The 15,001-nt window shown below is 74.1% G+C and carries 20 protein-coding genes; 2 read left to right on the forward strand and 18 right to left on the reverse strand.

What is annotated here, in order from left to right:
• Nucleotides 1-7: 7 nt before the first annotated feature.
• The 10 genes from M0M48_RS29350 to M0M48_RS29395 are packed head-to-tail and all read right to left on the reverse strand — an operon-like array spanning nt 8 to nt 8,192.
• Complete coding sequence (locus tag M0M48_RS29350; RefSeq protein WP_257753833.1) at nt 8-1,144, reverse strand: flagellar hook-length control protein FliK; 1,137 nt, start codon at nt 1,142-1,144, stop codon at nt 8-10.
• Entirely contained in the window at nt 1,141-2,097 is a 957-nt protein-coding gene (locus M0M48_RS29355; protein ID WP_257753834.1) for a transglycosylase SLT domain-containing protein, read from the reverse strand. The genes M0M48_RS29350 and M0M48_RS29355 overlap by 4 nt, the downstream gene beginning before the upstream one ends.
• Entirely contained in the window at nt 2,094-2,534 is a 441-nt protein-coding gene (locus M0M48_RS29360) for a flagellar FliJ family protein (protein ID WP_257753835.1), read from the reverse strand. The genes M0M48_RS29355 and M0M48_RS29360 overlap by 4 nt, the downstream gene beginning before the upstream one ends.
• A complete protein-coding gene (locus M0M48_RS29365) occupies nt 2,531-3,847 on the reverse strand; it encodes a FliI/YscN family ATPase (RefSeq protein WP_257753836.1) in 1,317 nt (438 codons plus the stop codon). Before M0M48_RS29365 ends, M0M48_RS29360 begins: the two co-directional genes overlap by 4 nt.
• The gene (locus tag M0M48_RS29370) at nt 3,844-4,500 is read right to left on the reverse strand and encodes a FliH/SctL family protein (RefSeq protein WP_215813350.1); all 657 of its coding nucleotides are present in this window, start codon (nt 4,498-4,500) and stop codon (nt 3,844-3,846) included. The genes M0M48_RS29365 and M0M48_RS29370 overlap by 4 nt, the downstream gene beginning before the upstream one ends.
• Nucleotides 4,484-5,515 (reverse strand): flagellar motor switch protein FliG, encoded by a 1,032-nt coding sequence (gene fliG, locus M0M48_RS29375; protein ID WP_257753837.1) that lies wholly within the window; start codon nt 5,513-5,515, stop codon nt 4,484-4,486. The genes M0M48_RS29370 and fliG overlap by 17 nt, the downstream gene beginning before the upstream one ends.
• The gene (gene fliF, locus M0M48_RS29380) at nt 5,512-7,101 is read right to left on the reverse strand and encodes a flagellar basal-body MS-ring/collar protein FliF (RefSeq protein ID WP_257753838.1); all 1,590 of its coding nucleotides are present in this window, start codon (nt 7,099-7,101) and stop codon (nt 5,512-5,514) included. Before fliF ends, fliG begins: the two co-directional genes overlap by 4 nt.
• Before the next feature lie 13 nt (nt 7,102-7,114).
• A complete protein-coding gene (locus tag M0M48_RS29385; RefSeq protein WP_257753839.1) occupies nt 7,115-7,441 on the reverse strand; it encodes a flagellar hook-basal body complex protein FliE in 327 nt (108 codons plus the stop codon).
• Nucleotides 7,441-7,833 (reverse strand): flagellar basal body rod protein FlgC, encoded by a 393-nt coding sequence (locus M0M48_RS29390; RefSeq protein WP_215813347.1) that lies wholly within the window; start codon nt 7,831-7,833, stop codon nt 7,441-7,443. The genes M0M48_RS29385 and M0M48_RS29390 overlap by 1 nt, the downstream gene beginning before the upstream one ends.
• Complete coding sequence (locus M0M48_RS29395) at nt 7,830-8,192, reverse strand: flagellar basal body rod protein FlgB (protein ID WP_215813346.1); 363 nt, start codon at nt 8,190-8,192, stop codon at nt 7,830-7,832. The genes M0M48_RS29390 and M0M48_RS29395 overlap by 4 nt, the downstream gene beginning before the upstream one ends.
• A 209-nt stretch (nt 8,193-8,401) precedes the next feature.
• Between M0M48_RS29395 and M0M48_RS29400 the strand changes: the two genes are divergently transcribed.
• A complete protein-coding gene (locus M0M48_RS29400; RefSeq protein ID WP_257753840.1) occupies nt 8,402-9,676 on the forward strand; it encodes a hypothetical protein in 1,275 nt (424 codons plus the stop codon).
• Here the strand turns inward: M0M48_RS29400 and M0M48_RS29405 are convergent.
• The 4 genes from M0M48_RS29405 to M0M48_RS29420 are packed head-to-tail and all read right to left on the reverse strand — an operon-like array spanning nt 9,633 to nt 11,723.
• On the reverse strand, nt 9,633-9,992 hold the full coding sequence (locus M0M48_RS29405; RefSeq protein ID WP_215813344.1) for a response regulator: 360 nt from the start codon (nt 9,990-9,992) through the stop codon (nt 9,633-9,635). The two genes, M0M48_RS29400 and M0M48_RS29405, sit on opposite strands and share 44 nt — an antisense overlap.
• A gap of 23 nt (nt 9,993-10,015) precedes the next feature.
• Nucleotides 10,016-10,492, reverse strand: coding sequence for a chemotaxis protein CheX (locus M0M48_RS29410; protein ID WP_215813343.1), 477 nt, complete (start codon nt 10,490-10,492; stop codon nt 10,016-10,018).
• Nucleotides 10,489-10,869, reverse strand: a complete 381-nt coding sequence (locus M0M48_RS29415; RefSeq protein ID WP_215813883.1) for a response regulator — start codon at nt 10,867-10,869, stop codon at nt 10,489-10,491. Before M0M48_RS29415 ends, M0M48_RS29410 begins: the two co-directional genes overlap by 4 nt.
• Before the next feature lie 11 nt (nt 10,870-10,880).
• Nucleotides 10,881-11,723, reverse strand: coding sequence for a CheR family methyltransferase (locus M0M48_RS29420; protein ID WP_257753841.1), 843 nt, complete (start codon nt 11,721-11,723; stop codon nt 10,881-10,883).
• A gap of 72 nt (nt 11,724-11,795) precedes the next feature.
• Between M0M48_RS29420 and M0M48_RS29425 the strand changes: the two genes are divergently transcribed.
• On the forward strand, nt 11,796-12,866 hold the full coding sequence (locus M0M48_RS29425; protein ID WP_257753842.1) for a protein-glutamate methylesterase/protein-glutamine glutaminase: 1,071 nt from the start codon (nt 11,796-11,798) through the stop codon (nt 12,864-12,866).
• Nucleotides 12,867-12,869: 3 nt separating this feature from the next.
• Here M0M48_RS29425 and M0M48_RS29430 read toward each other — a convergent pair whose 3' ends face one another.
• The 4 genes from M0M48_RS29430 to fliS form a co-directional block, all read right to left on the reverse strand.
• Nucleotides 12,870-13,694 carry a hypothetical protein gene (locus tag M0M48_RS29430; RefSeq protein WP_257753843.1) on the reverse strand — a complete coding sequence of 275 codons (825 nt, stop codon included), beginning with the start codon at nt 13,692-13,694 and terminating at the stop codon, nt 12,870-12,872.
• Complete coding sequence (locus tag M0M48_RS29435; RefSeq protein WP_257753844.1) at nt 13,691-14,206, reverse strand: RNA polymerase sigma factor; 516 nt, start codon at nt 14,204-14,206, stop codon at nt 13,691-13,693. The genes M0M48_RS29430 and M0M48_RS29435 overlap by 4 nt, the downstream gene beginning before the upstream one ends.
• 79 nt (nt 14,207-14,285) lie before the next feature.
• Nucleotides 14,286-14,612, reverse strand: coding sequence for a hypothetical protein (locus M0M48_RS29440; RefSeq protein WP_257753845.1), 327 nt, complete (start codon nt 14,610-14,612; stop codon nt 14,286-14,288).
• On the reverse strand, nt 14,609-15,001 hold the full coding sequence (gene fliS / locus M0M48_RS29445) for a flagellar export chaperone FliS (protein WP_257753846.1): 393 nt from the start codon (nt 14,999-15,001) through the stop codon (nt 14,609-14,611). Before fliS ends, M0M48_RS29440 begins: the two co-directional genes overlap by 4 nt.

Below are 15,001 nucleotides of genomic sequence, written 5' to 3' on the forward strand. Positions count from 1 at the left end.
TGGCTCCTCAGAGGGTCCGGTCGAGGTGGCCCGCGGCGGCGGGCGTCGTGGGCGGCGTCGGTGTCGTGGACGGCGTCGACGTCGGGGTGGCCGGTACGGTCGCGGCCGGGTGGTCCGCGCGCTCGGAGCCCTGGTCGCCCCGCTGGTCCCGGCCGGCGTGCGCGCCGCCGGGGTCGGCGCCGAGGGCGGTGCCGTCCGGGGTGGCCGCGGTTGTGGTCGCGGCCGGGGTGGTCGGCGTGGCCGGGTTGGCCGGCGTGGAGGGGGTGGCCGGGCTGACCGAGGTGGCAGCGGTGGCCGGGAGCCCGAACGGCTCGCGGACCAGGACCCGCGCCTCGCCGCCTCCGGTCCGCTCCAGCAGCCGCTGCAGCTCCGGAGCCCCGGTCGCGAGCGCCCGGTGGACGGCGGGATTGTCGGACTCGCCCGCCAGCCGGACGTGGACCGTGCCGTCGCGGACCACCAGCGTGACCCGTACCTCGCCGAGCTGCTCGGGCTGGAGGGTCAGGGTGATCCGCTGGGTACCGGGGCGGTCCGTCGGCGTGGACGTCACGATCCGGGTCACCTCGGGGAACACCTGCCGGACGACGCTCAGCGCGACGTCCGGCTGCCCGGGGGCGAGCGCGGGCGCGGCCACGGGCACGGCTGCGGTGGCCGCGGCGCTCGCCGTCGTGGTCGCGGTCGTCGGGGGCGGCGGCGGTGGGGGCGGTGCGGCGGGCTCCGGCGTGGACTCGCTCGCCGGCGGCGCTGCTGCTGGGACCGGGGTCGTGGCCGGGGTCGCCTCGGGCTGCGGTGTCGCCACTGAGGTCGGGCTCGAGCCGAGGCCCAAGCCCAGGCTCGGCGCCGCGGCCAGACCCGGCGTCGGCGGCGTGGTCGAGGTCGGCGTAGGCGCCGCGGTCATGCCGAGCGCCGCGGCCAGGGCACCGAGGAAGTCGTCGGCCGGCTCCGGCTCAGCGGTCTCGGCAGCGGGATCGGCCGGTGCAGCCGGCGCGTCCAGGTCGACCGGCGCGGCGAGCGCCGCCAGCAGGTCGGCGAGGGCCGACTGCCCCCATCCCTGACCCAGTTGCCCCTGCGCCTGCCCGAGTCCCGCGCCCGCCGGGGGCGTCGGCAGCCCCGCGATCGGCAGCGCGGGCGACGGAGTGATGCTCATCCGTTGCTCCCCATCATGGCCATGACGTTGCGGACGTACCGCTGCGTCTCCGGGTACGGCGGGATCCCGCCATAGCGACTGACCGCCCCCGGCCCCGCGTTGTACGCCGCGAGCGCGAGGTCGGTGCGTCCGAACCGGTCCAGCAGCGAGCGCAGCAGCCGGGCGCCGCCGTCGATCGCCTGGGCCGGGTCGAACGGGTCGTCCACGCCGAGACCGCGGGCGGTGCCGGGCATGAGCTGCATGAGGCCCTGGGCGCCGGCCGGGCTGACCGCGCGCGGGTCGAATCCCGACTCCTGCTTCGCGACGGCGGCGATGAGCGCGGCCGGTACGCCGGTGCGGGCCGCGGCGGCGTCGATCAGCCCCGCGTACGGCGTCCCGGTGGCCGCGCGCCCGACGGGCCCGGAGACCCCGGAGGCGGCGGCCGGCTGGTCGATGATGCGGCGGATGACGTCCGGGGTGGAGGGGACGTCGACGATCCGGATGTTCAGCCCGGTCCGCGGCGCCTCGATCATCTTGCCGTTGCCGATGTAGATCGCGATGTGGTCGACACCGTTGTTGCGGCTGGAGTTGTCCCACGCGAGCAGGTCGCCGGGCTGGGCCTCGGCCATGCTGGCGACGGGCCGGCCGGCGGCGGCCTGCTGGTAGGAGACCCGCGGCAGGTCGTAGCCGAGGTTCTTGTAGACGACCTGCACCAGGCCCGAGCAGTCCATGCCCTTGGTCGGATCGGTGCCGCCCCAGACATAGGGGAGCCCGAGGTACTTGCGGGCCTCGACGACGACGTCCTCGCCGGTGACGGTCCCGCCGGTGGACGGCGTACCGGCCGCATCGCCCGTGGCGGCGGCCAATTCGGTCGAGAAGGCGCCGGATGCCGACGCGGTGCCGCGGACCGGCGCGAGCTGGGCGAGGCGGGCCTGGATCTCGCTGATCCGGGCGGTGACCAGGTCGATGCTCATCGCGGACCCCGCATCCAGCGCTGGGCGGCGAGGTCGTCGGCCTCGCGGGCCGCCTCCCGCTCCGCCTCGGTACGACGCCGGGCGGCGCGGCGCTCCAACAGGTGCTCGACGGCGGCGAGCCGGGCCTTGTCGGCGCCCCAGCGGGCGCGGGCCTCGTCGCTGACGACGTGCGCGGTCGCGGCCGCGGCGCGGGTCTCGCCGATGAGGACGCCGGTGCCGGCGAGCATCGTGCGCATCGCGAGGAGCGCCCCCGGCGTCGTGGTGGCCGGGACGGCGGCCGCACCGAGGCCGGTCTCGAGCGCGGTCAACCGTGCGGTGACGGCGGCCTCCTCGGCCAGCACGTGCTGCAGGCCGATCCGGCTGTCGGTCTCGCGCACGCCGCGCACGCGGGCCACGGCGGCGAGTCCCCGGTCGTCCCGGTGTCCGCGGGAGCTCACGACGCCACCAGACCGGCGAGCCGGTCCCAGGTCTCGGCGGGGGCGGTGAGGTCCTCCAGCGACTGGCGCAGGAAGTCCTCGATGCGGGGCAGGCGGGCGAGGGCCGCGTCGGCGTCGGCGTCGGCCCCGGCGACGTACGCGCCGATCTCGACGAGCTCGCGCACCGAGCGGTGGGCGGCGAGCATCCGGCGCAGGCGGGTGGCGTTCGCGCGTTGCTCGGGGGTGGTGACGGCGCCGTGGACGCGGGAGATCGACTCCAGCACGTCGACGGCCGGGAAGTGGCCGGCGGTGGCGAGGTCGCGGGAGAGGACGACGTGGCCGTCGAGGATCGACCGGGCGGTGTCGCCGATCGGGTCCTGGAGGTCGTCGCCCTCGACCAGGACGGTGTAGATGCCGGTGATCGAGCCGGCGGCCGAGGTGCCCGCGCGCTCCAGGAGGCGGGGCAGCAGGCCGAAGACGCTGGGGGGATAGCCGCGGGTGGCGGGCGGTTCGCCGGCCGACAGGCCGATCTCGCGCTGGGCCATGGCGACGCGGGTGAGCGAGTCCATCATCAGCACGACGTCGCGGCCGGAGTCGCGGAACCACTCGGCGATCCGGGTGGCGGTGAAGGCGGCGCGGAGCCGCTCGACGGCGGGGGCGTCCGAGGTCGCGACGACGACGACCGAGCGGGCGAGACCCTCGGGGCCGAGGTCGCCGTCGAGGAACTCGCGGACCTCGCGGCCGCGCTCGCCGACCAGGGCGATGACGTTGATCGCGGCGTCGGTGCCGCGGGCGATCATCGAGAGCAGGGAGGACTTGCCGACGCCGGAGCCGGCCATGATGCCGATCCGCTGGCCGCGGCCGACAGGGACGAGCGCGTCGAGGGCGCGCACGCCGAGGCCGAGCGGCTCGGTGATCCGCGGCCGGCTGAGGGCGTCGGGTGCGGCGTTCTCGGTGGGGACCGAGGCCAGGCCCGGGAGGCCGTCGAGCGCGGGGCCGCCGTCGACCGGGCGGCCGAGGCCGTCGAGGACCCGGCCGAGCAGGGCCTCGCCGACCTGGACGCGGAGCGGGCCGCCGGTCGTGCGGACGTGGTCGCCGACGCGGACGCCGGTCGTCGTACCGAGGGGGAGGCAGGTGGCGAGGCCGGGCCGGAGCGCGGCGACCTCGGCGAGGAGCGGACCCTGCGCGGTGCGGACCTCCAGCAGGTCGCCGACGGCGGCCTGGGGGAGTCCGCGCACGTCGAGGTGCAGGCCGACCAGCTCGCTGACGGTGCCCAGGTGCAGGGGCGCGGCCGCGGCCAGGAGCCGTCCGCGGACGGCGGCGTCGATGCTCATGCGAGGACCTCCCGGACGCGGGCCATCGCCTCGCGCACGCGCAGGTCGACGACACTGCCGTCGACCGCCTCGACCAGGGCATCGGCCGAGCCCAGGGCGGGGTCGGCGATCACGTCGAGGCCGCGCGAGAGCAGGTCCTGCGCGGCGGACGAGCCGGCGACCGACGGGTGCAGCCGGACCGCCCCGACGGGGGCCGGGGGCAGCACCTGCAGCACGCGGGCGACCACGTCCTGCGGTCCCATCTTGGCTACCTGGAGGCCGAGCACCGTGGTCGTCAGCGACCAGGCCAGGTCGGTAGCCTGCGCCTCGATCGCGTGGGCCAGGTCGTCGAGCAGCCCCCTGACCTGCTCGGCTGCCTCGCCCAGCGCGTCGAGCGCGGCCCGGTGCTCGGCCTCGCGCCGCGCCTCGGCCTCCGTGTGGAGGGCGACGCGGCGGGCTTCCTCGACGGCCGCCTCCGCGGCCGCCGTACGACGGCCCTGGGCCCACCCGACGGCGTACCCCTGGGCCCGGGCGGCGTCGCGCGCCTCGGCGGCGATCCCGCCCAGCAGCGACTCGGTGACCGGGTCGCCGAGCACGCTGCTGCTGCCGAGCCGGGTCCAGGCACCGACCCGCAGCTCGGGGAGCGGCAGGGCCGACTCAGACGATGAACTCATCGTCGTTCCCTCGCCGGACCATGATCTGGCCCTGCTCCTCGAGCTGGCGGATGGTGCGAATGACGCCCTGCTGGGCCTCCTCGACCTGGGCCAGGCGGACGGCGCCCAGCAGCTCGACCTCCTCGAGCAGGTTCTCCGCGGCGCGCTCGGAGAGGTTCGCGGTGATCTTGCTGCGGACCGCGTCGCTGACACCCTTGAGGGCCAGAGCGAGCTCGGCCGTGTCGACCTGGCGCAGCACCTGCTGCACCGACCGGTCGTCGAGACCGACGATGTCCTCGAACATGAACATCCGGCTCTTGACCTCGTCGGCCAGCGCGGCGTCGAGACCTTCGAGGCCCTCGACGATCTGCCGCTCCGTAGGGCGGTCTGAGCGGTTGATGATGTTGACGAGAGGGTCCACGCCACCGACCCGGGAGACCTCGGCCGGCTGGAGCATGGAGGAGAGCTTGCGCTCCAGGACGCTCTCGACCGTGCGCACGATCTCGGGGGAGGTGCGGTCCATCACGGCGATCCGGTGGGCGACGACCGCCTGCTGGTGCGCGGGCAGCCCGCTGAGCAGCAGCGAGGCCTTGTCGGCGGCCATGTGGGCGAGCACGAGCGCGATCACCTGGGGGTGCTCGTCGGCGATGAATCCCCGCAGCTGCGCGGGATCCGCGCGGTGCAGGAACTGGAACGGCATCTGGACGGCGGCCGCGTGCAGCCGCTCCATGATCTCCTTGGCCCGCTCCGGCCCGAGCGACTGCTCCAGCAGCTGCTGGGCGAAGTTGAACCCGCCCTGGGTGACGTGGGCGTGCGCGGTGGCGAGGTCGTGGAACTCGCTCAGCACCTGCTCGGTCTCGGCCGCGGAGACCGCGTCCAGCCGGGCGATCTCGGCGGAGATGCTCTCCACCTCGGCGTCGCTGAGGTGCGCCATCACCTGGGCGGCGCGCTCCTTGCCGAGCTGGATCAGCAGGATGGCGGCCTTGCGGACACCGAGCTGGACGATGGCGGACGAGGGGGCGGCGATGATCGTCACGGGCGCGGCTCCACGAGCCAGCCGCGCAGCAGCGCGGCGACGTCCTCGGGCTGCTTCTCGACCAGGGCGATGAGCTCGTCGCGCAGCGACTCGTCCTCGTCCTGCTCGGCGGCCTCGAGGGCGGCCAGGGCCGGGGACTCGAGGGCGGCCGCCCGGTTCGCGGCGTCGGAGCGGAGCTGCTCGACCAGGTAGGACCGGGCCTCGTCGCGGGCCGCCGCGCGGCGCCGGGCCTGCAGCCAGGCCAGAACGAGCATCAGGATGATGCCGCCGCCGATGCCCAGGTTGCGCAGCAGCGCGTTGCGGCGGTGCGCCGCGTCGGCGTCCTTGGCGGCGGCGAGGTCGGCCGCGGCGGCCTTCTCGACGCTGCGGTCGAACGGCATCGTCGAGACGTCGATCGTGTCGCCCCGGGCGGCCTTGATGCCGACCGCGTTGCTGATCAGGTCCTTGACGACCTGCGGCTGGATCGCCGCGGCGGCCGTGGAGTCGAGGACCACGCCGACGTGCAGGCTGTTGACCGCGCCGGGCGCCGTCTCGCGGTGCTCGACGGTCTCGCCGACGGCGTTGTCCTTGGTCTGCTTGCGGTTGCGGTACGACGAGTCGGCGTTGCCGGTCGTGTTCGGGTCCATCTGGCCGTCGGGGCCGACCACGCCGCCGACGTTCGGGTTGGGACTGCCCGCGCCGTTGTAGGTCTCGTTGCTGCTCGACTCCGAGAGCGGCGGGACGCCGGTCTGCGCGTCGTACTTGCGGCTGTCGGTGACCGACTTGTCGAAGTCGAGGTCCGCGGTGACCGTGGTCGTCGAGTTGCCCGGGCCGACGACGCGGTCGAGCACGGCCTGGATCTCGGCCTGCATCGAGCCCTGGAACTCCTTGACCTGCTTGCTGCGGGTCGAGGCGGCGCCGGAGCCGGCGTCGGCGGCGTCGGTGGTGAGCACCTTGCCGGACGAGTCGGCGACGGTGACCTTCTTGGGGTCGAGGCCGTCGATGCTCGACGCGACCAGGTTGACCACGGCCTGGACCTGCTCCTCGTCGAGCGACTTGCCCGCGTCGGTGTCGACCAGGACCGAGGCCGTGGCCGGGTCCTGCTCGTCGCTGAACACGCGCTTCTGCGGGATCGCGAGGTGCACGACCGCGGTGTTGACGCCGTCGATCGCCTCGATCGTCTTGCTGAGCTCGCCCTCCATGGCGCGCTTGAAGTTCGTCTGCTCCTGCGACTCCGAGGTGGACAGACCCTGGTTGTCGAGCAGGCTGTAGCCGCCGCTGTCGGAGCTCGACGGCAGGCCCTTGCCGGACAGGGCGATCCGGGTGCTGTAGACGTCGGCGCGCGGCACCATGATCGTGCCGCCGCCGCCGGTGATCTCGTACTTCACGCCCTGGGCGTCGAGCTCCTCGATGACGGCGCTGGCGTCCTTGCCGCTGAGGTTCGAGTAGAGCGGGGCGTAGCTGGGCGCGGAGACCCAGCGGAAGACGAGGAAGACCGCGATGAGGAGGGCCGCCGTCCCCACGAGCGCGACGGCCTTCTGGCCGGCGGTGAAGCCGGCGAACGTGTCCCGGACGCGCGTGAGGTACCGGGTGAGTCGCTGTTGCATCGGTCGATCAGCCTCAGACCTGCATCCGCATGATCTCGTTGAACGCCTCGACCGCACGGTTGCGCAGCGCGACGGTCATCTGGCTGGCCACGGAGGCCTCGCTCGCCGCGATCGTGTAGTCGTGGATGTTCTCGAGCTTGCCGGTCGCGGCCTGCACGGCGAGGCCGTCAGCCTTGTCGGTCAGGCCCTCCAGCCGGTCGAGGCCGTCGAGGACGAGCGAGCCGAACTCGGTGTCGGGGCCGGTCGGCCCGGACACGGCGGTCGACGGCGCGACCGAGGAGATGTCCGTGGCGGCGCCGGTTCCGGACAGGCTGGGGAAGGTCAGCGGCGAGATCTCCATCAGCGCGAGCCGATCTGCAGCGCGGCGGTGTAGGTGTCCTGGGCGCTCTTGGTGACCTGCACCGACGCCTGGTAGCCGCGCTGGGCCATCACGAGCTGGCTCATCTGGGAGGACATGTCGAGGTCGGGCATCCGCACGTAGCCGTCGGCGTCCGCGAGCGGGTGGTCCGGCGAGCTCACCATCCGGCCCTCGGCGTTCGACTGGGCGAACCCGGCGACGTCCACACCGCCGTCGGCGCGCGGGTCGAAGACGACGTACGTCGCGCGGAAGGCCTCCTGGTCGGTGCTGCGCACCGTGTTGGCGTTGGCGATATTGCCGGCCAGCGCGTCGAGCCACACCTGGTGCGCGCCCAGCGCGGTGTTGGCGATGCGCAGCGTCTCGAAGGCGCTCATGCGCCACCCCCGGCCATCGTGCCCAGGCGGGCGTTCCGGTCGCTGATCGCGCGACCCATGATCTGGTACTGGTACTGCGTCTGGATCGCCGCGATCGACTCCTTGCGCAGGTCGACGTTGTTGTCGTTGGCACCGACGGGCGTCTGGGTGGGCGAGACCACGGCCCCAAGGTCCTCCGCGGACGCGCTGCCGCTCTCGATCGCCCGCGAGAGCGCGGACTCGAACTCCACGCTGCGAGCGCGGAAACCAGGGGTGTCGACGTTCGCGATGTTGTCGGCGATCACCTGCTGCCGGACGGACAGCCCGTTGATCGCGGAGTGCAGCACGAAGCCGACGGCGTCGGACGCGGCGAAGGACACGATCGGATCTCCTGGGGAGTCACCGGCCCGGGGGTCGGCGAAGAGGCGGTGCCGGTCCGTCGGCGGTGGTGAGCAATCCGTCGCTCAACCGGCCTGATCGGTCCGGGCCGGGGCGACCTGAGCGGCGCCGGGCGGGACTTGGTCCCGAAAAGTTCGGCCGAACGGCGGGCCCGGGGGGTTGTGTCGGATCCTTGTGTTGTCATCTCCGTATGGCACTCGGGACCGTCTCCACCTCGCTCCAGCGGCTGCGCGCCGGCGTCGTCCACCGCGAAGGACTGCTGGTCGCGGAGTGGACCGAGATCGTGGCGTGGGCCGCGGACCACACGGTGTCCTCGCGCGAGCGGGCCGCGACGATCGGCGACGGCCGGCTCGACACCGGGCTGCCCATCGCGGGCGCCGGAGCGCCGTGGGTCTCCGAGCTCGCCCTCGTCGACCTGCTCGCGGTGCTCGACCGTCCGGCCGACCGCGGGCGCCTCTACGTCGGACGGGTGCTGGAGTGCGCCTGGCGGCTGCCCGGGGTCCACGCCGCCGTGGTGGGGGGCCGGCTGGCGCCGTGGCGGGCCGAGCAGGTCGCCGCGCGCACCCGGCCGCTGAGCGTGGCGGCGGCCGGGTTCGTGGACGCTGCGCTGCGCGAGCTCACGAGCGCGGGGTGGGACCGGGTCGAGGACCTCGTGGCCGAGGCGGTGCTCCGCTGCGAGCCCGAGCGGGCGGAGCGCGAGCGGGTCGCGGTCGCCGACGCCCGCGACGTCCAGGTCGGGGCGCCCGACGGGCACGACCGGGTGGTCGTCGACGCCGTCCTGGCCGCGGCGGACGCCCGGGCCCTCGACGTGGCTCTCGACCGGCGGGCCTACCTGCTGCGCCGGGCTGGCAGCACCGCGAGCCTCGACGTGCGCCGCTCGATGGCGCTCGGCGCGCTGGCGCGCCGGGACCTGCTCCGCTGCGACCTAGACGAGGACGACCGAGAGCAGCCCGTCGCCGTACCCGGCGATCGACACCTTCAGGTCCTCGCGCCGCCCCAGGGTCAGCGTGCTGATCCGCAGCTGCGGGTCGAGCGGGGGACCGGCGGGGTGCAGGGCGTGCAGGCGCAGGTGCTCTGCGCCGGCGACGTTGAAGGTCGAGGCGGCGATGTTGAGGACCTCGTAGAGGTTCTCGCTGAGGGTGTCGGTGAGCTTGCCGTCCTCGAGCGCGGCGACGGCGCCGCCGACGGGGACGAGCCCGATCGCGGCGCCGGCGTGGGCCGAGAAGGCCAGGTCGCCGACGATGAGCGCGCGGATCCGGAGGCTGTCGTCGACGTACACGGCGACCGAGGCAGGCGTGTCCGGCCCCGGGGCATAGGGCGCGGTGGGCTCCAGGGTGACCTCGCGACCGAGCAGCTCGGTGAGCAGGTCCCGGACCTGCTTGGTCAGGGGGAGGTGGATGGCCATGGTGGTGCTCCGGCGCTCAGAGGACGCTGCGGAGCGCGTCGTCGAACGCCTCCGGGGTGAACGGCTTGGCGATGAGGAAGGCCGCACCGGCGGCGTCGGCGCGCTGGCGCATCTCGTCGGAGCCCTCCGAGGTGACGAAGCCGAAGGCGACGGTGGACCCGGCGGCCCGCAGCGCGGCGAGGCAGTCGATGCCGTTCATCTCCGGCATGTTCCAGTCCGAGAGGACGAGGTCGGGCGCCTCGGTGTGGACCAGCTCCAGCGCCTGCCGGCCGTTCTCGGCCTCGACGATCTCGTGGCCGCCGTGGCCGGCCTGACGCAGCGTGCGGATCACGATCTGCCGCATCACCCGGCTGTCGTCGGCGATCAGGATCTTCATGGGGTGCTCATTCCTCGGGAGGTTCAGGCGGGGACGTGGACGGAGATGCGGACGGGGGCGCCCTGCCAGAGCAGGTCGAGGCGGCAGGCCTCGCTGACGTCGTGGGCGAAGGCGGCGCGGCCGGCCGCGACCGCGGGCAGCGACAGCACCGACGGGCCGGGCATCAGGCTCTTGACGTTGCCGCCGACCATGTTGACCAGCTCGCCGACGGCATCGGCGACGTCGGCGTCGGCGGCGGTCTCCGTGGCGGGCAGGTCGAGCATGCGCGCGGTGAGGACCCGGGCGACGGACTCGTCGAGCTCGACGGTGACGACGCCGTGCCAGCCGCCGCTCACCGTGGTCGCGGCCGACCACGCACCGGCGGCGTCGAACGGCGTCCCGGCCGGTACGGCGCGCGGCGCCAGCGGCTCCTCGTCGCCGAGCAGCGCCATCCAGACGTCCTCGGTGACGGCCAGGACGTCGTCGGTCGCGGGCGTCTCGGCCGACGCGAGCGTGCTCATGCGCTCACCTGCCGGTCCTCCGAGAGCAGCCCGAGCAGGGCCAGCTTGTCGACGATGGCGTCGGGCGTGAACGGCTTGATGACGTACTCGTGCGCCCCGGCCGCGAGGGCCCGGACGATCTGGCGCTGCTCGCTCTCGGTGGTCACCATCATCAGCGTGATGTCGCGCCAGGCCGGGTTGGCGCGGACCTGGGTGATGAACGTGTAGCCGTCCATCACCGGCATGTTCCAGTCGACCAGGCACAGGTCGGGCACCTCGCCCGCCTCCAGCTGGTCGAGCGCGGCCTGGCCGTGCTCGGCCTCGGTCGTCTCGAAGTCGAGGTCGGTGACGATGCGGCGCAGGATGCTGCGCATCGCCCGGGAGTCGTCGATGATCATCGCGCGCACGGTCAGGCTCCTGTGCTGGTGAGGGACAAGGCAGGCGCGCGGCGGTACGCCGGCACCCGGCCGATCTGCTCGCGCTGCCAGGCGGCGGCGAGGTCGGGAGGCAGGTCGAGGGTGGTCTCGGACGAGCCGAGGAGGAGGTAGCCGTCCGGCGCGAGCATCGGCAGCATCCGGCGCAGGATGTCGGCCTTGGTGGCGGCGTCGAAGTAGATGAGGACGTTGCGCAGCCAGATCACGTCGAACGTGCCCAGCCCGACGTACGGCGCGGCGAGGTTGAGGTGGCGCACGGTGATCCGCTCGCGCAGCCGCTCGGCGATCTCCCACTCGCGCCCGACCCGGGTGAAGTAGCGCACCAGGCTGGTCGCGGGCAGCCCGCGGTTGACCTCGACCTGGCTGTAGCGCCCGGCGCGGACCCGCTCCAGCATCTGGGTGGAGATGTCGGTCGCGACGATCTCGTACTGCCAGCCCGCGGGGAGGTGCTGGTCGAGCAGCATCGCGATCGAGTACGCCTCCTGCCCGCTGGAGCAGGCGGCGCTCCAGATCCGCAGCCGACGGGTCACGGAGCGTGCCTCCAGCAGCGGCGGCAGCATCGCGTCGGTGAAGGCCTGGTACGGCGAGTGGTCGCGGAACCAGCTGGTCTCGTTGATGGTGAGCGCGTCGATCACCTTGCGCCGCTCGTCGGCGTCGAAGGCCAACCGGGCGACGTACTGCTCGAGGCCGAGGCCGCACGCGTTGGCGAGGGGGGTCAGGCGTGCCTCGACGAGGTACTCCTTGCCCTCGTCGTACACCATCGACGTCTCCTTGCGCACCAGCGCCGAGACGGAGGCGAAGGCGGAGGTCGCGGTCATGCCGGTCTGATCGGCGCTCCGGTGGACTTCCTGAGGGCTCAGGCCGCGCCGGGTCGGGCCGATGGGACGGGGGTGACACAGATCAGGGTGCTCGTGGTCGACGACTCGGCGCTGGTGCGGCGGCTGGTGACGGCCGCGCTCCAGCAGGCTGCCGACATCGAGGTCGCCGGCGTCGCCCGGGACGGCCTGGAGGCGGTCCGGATGGTCGACGAGCTGCGCCCCGACGTGGTCACCCTCGACATCGAGATGCCGAACCTCGACGGTCTCGGCGCGCTCACCCGGATCCGCGAGAAGCACGCCCGGTTGCCGGTCATCATGTTCTCGACGCTCACCGAGCGCGGGGCGACCGCCACCCTCGACGCGCTCTCCCGCGGGGCCTCGGACTACGTCACCAAGCCGTCCAACACCGGCCAGATCGCCGACGGCATCGCGGCGATCCGCGACCAGCTCGTGCCCCGGATCCGCGCCCTGGCGGGCATCCGCAAGCTGACGCCCGGCGTCGGCGGCGGCCGGCCCGTCGTACGGCGGGCGCGGGCGCTGCCGCCGACGGCCCCGGTCTCGGCGCTGCTCATCGGCTGCTCCACCGGCGGCCCGGACGCGCTGGCCCGGCTGCTGCCCCAGCTGCCCGGCGACCTCGGCGTACCGGTGCTCGTGGTGCAGCACATGCCCCCGGTGTTCACGGCGATGCTCGCCCAGCGGCTCGACAAGGTCTCCGCGCTGACGGTCCGCGAGGCCGCGGACGGCGACGAGGTGCGGGCCGGCGAGGTGCTCATCGCTCCGGGCGACTTCCACCTCCGGGTCCGGCGTACCGCCCTGGGGGGACGGGCCGTGCTCGACCAGGGCCCGCAGGAGAACTTCTGCCGCCCGGCGGTCGACGTCCTCTTCCGCTCCGCCGTCGAGGTGTACGGCGGCGGTGCGCTCGCCACGGTGCTCACCGGGATGGGCCAGGACGGCCTCGCCGGCGCCCGCGACCTCGCCGCGGCCGGCGCCCGGATCATCGTCCAGGACGAGGATTCCTCGGTCGTGTGGGGGATGCCGGGAGCAGTGGCCGGCGCGGGTCTCGCCGACGACGTGCTGCCGCTGGAGCGGCTCGCCGAGCGGATCACCTCGACCGTGCGGCGCTCCCGGACCGCGGCGGTCTGATCGTCAGCGGGTCGTGAACCAGCGCGGGCTGGTCACCAGGGCCCGTGCCTGCGTCCGGTCGAGCCGTGGCTCGGGGGCGACCACACCGACGAGGAAGCCGTCGTCGGTGTAGTAACTGACCCAGAGCTCCTGCTGGTCGTCGCCGCGGCCGGGCTCGATGAGGAGCCAGCCGCCGTCGACCTGCGTGCACCGAGGCGCCGGAGAGATGCGGTAGGCGCCCTGGCAGGCCTCGCGGGCAGTGGTGGTGACGCGTTGCTTGCGCGCGGGTCCGGCGACGGCGGCGTAGCCGTCCCAGCGCTGCAGCGTGACGCTCGCGCTCGCGCCGTCGAGCAGGAACGACACCCGCCGGCCGTCGCGCGACGCGTCGTTCATGAGCGTGATCACCCGGCTCGCCGCATGCTCGACCTCGAGCTCGGTGAGCGCCACGTCCGGGGGCACGAGGCCAGCGGTGACGTCGGCGAGCGCAGCGTCGGGCACGAGCCGCCGCTCGGTCGCGATCACCGGCCCGGTGCCGGGGGCATAGGTGGTGGCGGCCGTCGGCGACGGGGCGGGCGACGCGGTGTGCGTGGTCGGCTCGACGGCGACGTCGCGATCGCCCTCGCCCGGCCCGGAGCCGTCGAGGACGCCCACGAGACCGGCGGCACCGGTGACGGCGACCACCAGGGCGGCGCTCGTCCACGCGGTCGCCACGCGCCGGCGGTGCCGGCTCCGGCGGCGGCGTCCGTCGCTGAGCGCATCGCCGAGGATGCGGGCCTGGACGTCGGCGCCGGGCGGGTCGATCCCCGCGCAGGTGCGGGTGATCAGGTCGGTCAGCTCGGTGTCGGTCACGATTCCGTCCTTTCGGGGACGAGGTCGGCGAAGGAGAGCCCGAGACGCTCCCGGAGGACGCGGCGGGCCCGCATCAGCCGCTTGCGCACCGCGCCCTCGCTGCTGCCGACCTGGCGGGCCACGTCGGCGATGGTTGCGTCGTCCAGGTAGTGCAGGACGACGACCGCACGGTCCTTGGCGGCGTGCCCGTCGAGCGCGGCGAGGAGCGTGAGCCGCAGCGCGTCGTCGGCCGTGTGCTGTGCCTGCTCGGGCAGCTCGTCGGTCGGCCGCTCGTGGGTGCTCGCCCGGCGCTGCTGACTGATCCAGGTACGGGTCAGCGTCGTCTGCGCGTACGCCGCGGGGTTGGCGATCTTGGGACCCCAGTGGGCGTAGACCTTGCCGAGCGTCTCCTGGACGAGGTCCTCCGCCCGGTGCCGGTCGCCGCACAGCAGCCACGCGGCGCGGTAGAGGTGGGGCATCCGGGCGCGGGCGAACGCCGTGAACTCCGCCTCGTGCCGTTGGTCCGTGCTCACCGTGCGTTCCTCCTCAGGGGTCTTCTACACCCCTCGACGCACGAGGAACCACGGCTGTTCCACCGGAACCCGGATCAGCTCAGGCGGTGACGTCCAGGTAGATCGGCGGCACGGTCGCGGCGGTGGCGTCGCCGACCCGGTCCGCGATCCGCTGCTGCTGGCGCTTGTCGGAGAGCACGGCCGGGATCGCGGCCATCAGCCGCTGCTGGCGGGCCAGGAGCTGCCGGGCTCGGGGGACCAGCTCGTTGGGGAGCGGGCCGAGCTCGGCCGACGGCTGCCACGGGGTGGGCGTCGGCTCGGCACTCTCGCCGTGCAGGAGGCGCTCGGCGCGGTCGGCGTGGGCCTCCAGGCGATCGAGCGCCTCGGTCCACGAGGAGGGGCGGTCGGGGGTGTGTGGAGCGGTCATCGCAGCGCCGCCGTCATCGCGGCCTCGCGCCAGGTCTCGCACAGCTGCCGGGCCAGGCCGAGGGCCTCCTCGGTGGTGGCGGTGCGCCGCCGGACGTTGGCGATCACGAGCCGGGTCCGGAGGTACTCGTAGAGCGCGGCCAGCTCGCGGCCGCCGGGCATCGCGGAGACGTCGAGGCTCGACTCCAGCTCGACCACGATGTCCTGCGCGTGCATGAGGTGGTGGTGCGCCTGGGTCCAGTCCTCCGTGCGCTGGGCGGCGAGGCCGCGCTCGACGTCGAGGACGAGGCGCTCGACCAGCATCACCAGCAGGCGAGCCGGGGACGCCGTCGCCACCGCGTTGTCACGGTAGGCGGACTGGGCGTTGCGCACGGTCGGGGTGGCGTACAT

It is taken from the genome of Pimelobacter simplex, from assembly GCF_024662235.1.
In the GTDB taxonomy this organism is placed as follows: domain Bacteria; phylum Actinomycetota; class Actinomycetes; order Propionibacteriales; family Nocardioidaceae; genus Nocardioides.